Source organism: Mycobacterium sp. (assembly GCF_035499775.1).
GTDB lineage: Bacteria > Actinomycetota > Actinomycetes > Mycobacteriales > Mycobacteriaceae > Mycobacterium.
Genome location: NZ_DATJYB010000084.1, coordinates 1 through 2,855, shown reverse-complemented (window position 1 = coordinate 2,855; position 2,855 = coordinate 1). Strand labels below are relative to the sequence as shown.

At 67.5% G+C, this 2,855-nt stretch carries 3 protein-coding genes and 1 pseudogene; all 4 read left to right on the top strand.

Annotated features, from left to right (window positions below):
• A pseudogene (gene echA20, locus VML93_RS05130) lies at positions 1 to 382 on the top strand ((7aS)-7a-methyl-1,5-dioxo-2,3,5,6,7,7a-hexahydro-1H-indene-carboxyl-CoA hydrolase); the annotation flags it as partial.
• Positions 379 to 1,263 carry a cholesterol ring-cleaving hydrolase subunit IpdA gene (gene ipdA, locus VML93_RS05125; RefSeq protein ID WP_325608345.1) on the top strand — a complete coding sequence of 295 codons (885 nt, stop codon included), beginning with the start codon at positions 379 to 381 and terminating at the stop codon, positions 1,261 to 1,263. The pseudogene echA20 and the gene ipdA, both read left to right, overlap by 4 nt.
• Positions 1,260 to 2,003 carry a cholesterol ring-cleaving hydrolase subunit IpdB gene (gene ipdB, locus VML93_RS05120; RefSeq protein ID WP_325608343.1) on the top strand — a complete coding sequence of 248 codons (744 nt, stop codon included), beginning with the start codon at positions 1,260 to 1,262 and terminating at the stop codon, positions 2,001 to 2,003. The genes ipdA and ipdB overlap by 4 nt, the downstream gene beginning before the upstream one ends.
• The coding region (gene ipdC / locus VML93_RS05115; RefSeq protein ID WP_325608341.1) for a (3aS,4S,5R,7aS)-5-hydroxy-7a-methyl-1-oxo-octahydro-1H-indene-4-carboxyl-CoA dehydrogenase at positions 2,003 to 2,855 on the top strand (853 nt) is incomplete at its 3' end. The genes ipdB and ipdC, both read left to right, overlap by 1 nt.

Here is a 2,855-nt window from a genome sequence, read left to right as displayed (position 1 = left end):
CTTCGGGCTGCCGGAGGTGGAGAGGGGCGCGCTCGGCGCCGCGACGCACCTGTCCCGGCTGGTGCCGCAACACATGATGCGGCGGCTGTTCTTCACCGCGGCCACCGTGGACGCCGCCACCTTGCATCACTTCGGCTCGGTGCACGAGGTGGTGCCCCGCACCGAACTCGACGAAGCGGCACTGAAGGTGGCCCGCGATATCGCCGCCAAGGACACCCGGGTCATCCGGGCCGCCAAGGAGGCGCTCAACCTGATCGACGTGCAGCGGGTCAACTCGAGTTACCGCATGGAGCAAGGCTTTACCTTCGAGCTCAACCTCGCCGGAGTGTCCGACGAGCACCGCGACGCGTTCGCCGGCACGGCGAAGGGCAAGAAGGAATGACCGACAAGCGCACGACGCTCGACGAGGCCGTCGCGCACATAGAAAGCGGCATGACCATCGGCATCGCCGGCTGGGGCTCGCGGCGCAAACCGATGGCCTTCGTGCGGGCCCTGCTGCGCACCGACGTGACCGACCTGACCGTAATCACCTACGGCGGGCCCGACCTGGGGCTGCTCTGCTCGGCCGGCAAGGTCAAGCGCGTCTACTACGGCTTCGTGTCGCTGGACTCGCCGCCCTTCTACGACCCGTGGTTCGCCAAGGCCCGCACCACCGGTGCGATCGAAGCCCGGGAAATGGATGAGGGCATGCTGCGTTGCGGGCTGCAGGCGGCGGCACAGCGGCTCCCGTTCCTGCCGATCCGCGCCGGGCTGGGCAGTTCGGTACTCGACTTCTGGGAGGGCGAGCTGAAGAACGTCACCAGCCCATACCCGGCGCCCGGCGGCGGATACGAGACGCTGATCGCCATGCCGGCGCTGCGCCTGGACGTCGCCTTCGCCCACCTTAATCTCGGCGACGCGCGGGGCAATGCGGCCTACACCGGCATCGACCCCTACTTCGACGACCTCTTCCTGATGGCCGCCGAAAAGCGCTTCCTGTCGGTGGAGCGCATCGTGCCCACCGAGGAACTGGTCAAAGCGGTGCCGCCGCAGGCACTGCTGATCAACCGGATGATGGTCGACGGCGTCGTGGAAGCCCCCAACGGCGCCCACTTCACCACCGCGGCACCAGATTACGGCCGCGACGAGAAATTCCAGCGCCATTACGCCGAGGCCGCCTCGACAGAAGAGGGTTGGCAGCAGTTCGTGGCGACCTATCTGTCCGGCAGCGAAGACGATTACCAGGCGGCGGTGCGCGCATTCGCTGAGGAGGCTGCCAAATGAGTGCGACCCGAGCCGAAGTGTGCGCCATAGCCTGCGCCGAATTGTTCAGGGATGCCGGCGAAATCATGATCAGCCCGATGACGAACATGGCCTCCGTCGGAGCCCGGTTGGCGCGGTTGACCTTCTCCCCCGACATCCTGCTGACCGACGGCGAGGCGCAGTTGCTGGCCGACACCCCGGCGCTCGGCAAGACCGGAGCAATCGAGGGCTGGATGCCGTTCGGCCGCGTGTTCGAGACGCTCGCCTGGGGGCGGCGGCACGTGGTGATGGGCGCGAATCAGGTTGACCGCTATGGCAATCAGAACATCTCGGCGTTCGGGCCGCTGCAGCACCCGACCCGGCAGATGTTCGGCCTCCGAGGCTCGCCAGGCAACACCATCAACCACGCGACCAGCTACTGGGTGGGCAACCACTCCAAGCGGGTGTTCACCGACGCCGTCGACATCGTTTCCGGAATCGGCTACGACAAAGTGGACAAGGACAATCCGGCGTTCCGGTTCGTCAATGTCTTCCGGGTGGTGTCCAACCTCGGTGTGTTCGACTTCGGCGGCCCCGACGGGACGATGCGCGCGGTGAGCCTGCATCCCGGCGTCGCGCCCGACGAGGTCCGCGAGGCAACCTCGTTCGAGGTGCATGGTCTGGACGGCGCCGCGGAATCCAGGCTGCCGACCGACGACGAGCTGCGGCTTATCCGCGAGGCCATTGATCCGAAAGCGCTGCGCGACAGAGAGATCCGGTAATGAGGCTCCGCACGCCGCTCACCGAGCTGGTCGGCATCGAGCATCCGGTGGTGCAGACCGGGATGGGCTGGGTGGCCGGTGCGCGACTGGTGTCGGCCACGGCCAACGCAGGCGGACTCGGCATCCTCGCGTCGGCCACCATGACGCTGGACGAGCTCGCGACGGCTATCGGCAAAGTCAAGGCCGCCACCGACAAGCCGTTCGGCGTGAACATCCGCGCGGACGCCGCCGACGCCGGCGATCGCGTCGAGTTGATGATCCGCGAGGGCGTGAAGGTGGCGTCGTTCGCGCTGGCGCCCAAGCAGGAGTTGATCGCTCGGCTGAAAGAAGCCGGGGCGGTGGTGATTCCGTCGATCGGTGCGGCCAAACACGCGCGCAAGGTCGCGGGTTGGGGCGCCGACGCGATGATCGTGCAGGGCGGCGAAGGCGGCGGGCATACCGGACCCGTCGCGACGACGTTACTGCTGCCGTCCGTGCTGGACGCCGTCAAGGGGACCGACATCCCGGTGGTGGCGGCCGGTGGCTTTTTCGACGGGCGCGGACTGGCGGCGGCGCTTTCGTACGGGGCGGCTGGAGTTGCCATGGGGACCCGGTTCCTGCTCACGTCGGATTCCACCGTGCCCGACGCGGTCAAGCGACGCTACCTGGAGGCGGCGCTGGACGGCACCGTGGTCACCACCCGCGTCGATGGCATGCCGCACCGGGTGTTGCGCACCGGACTGGTCGAGAAACTGGAAAGCGGCTCTCGGGCAAGGGGTTTCACTGCCGCCGTGCGTAACGCCGGCAAGTTCAAGCAGATGTCGCAGATGACCTGGAGGTCGATCATCCAAGACGGCCTGGCGATGCGGCACG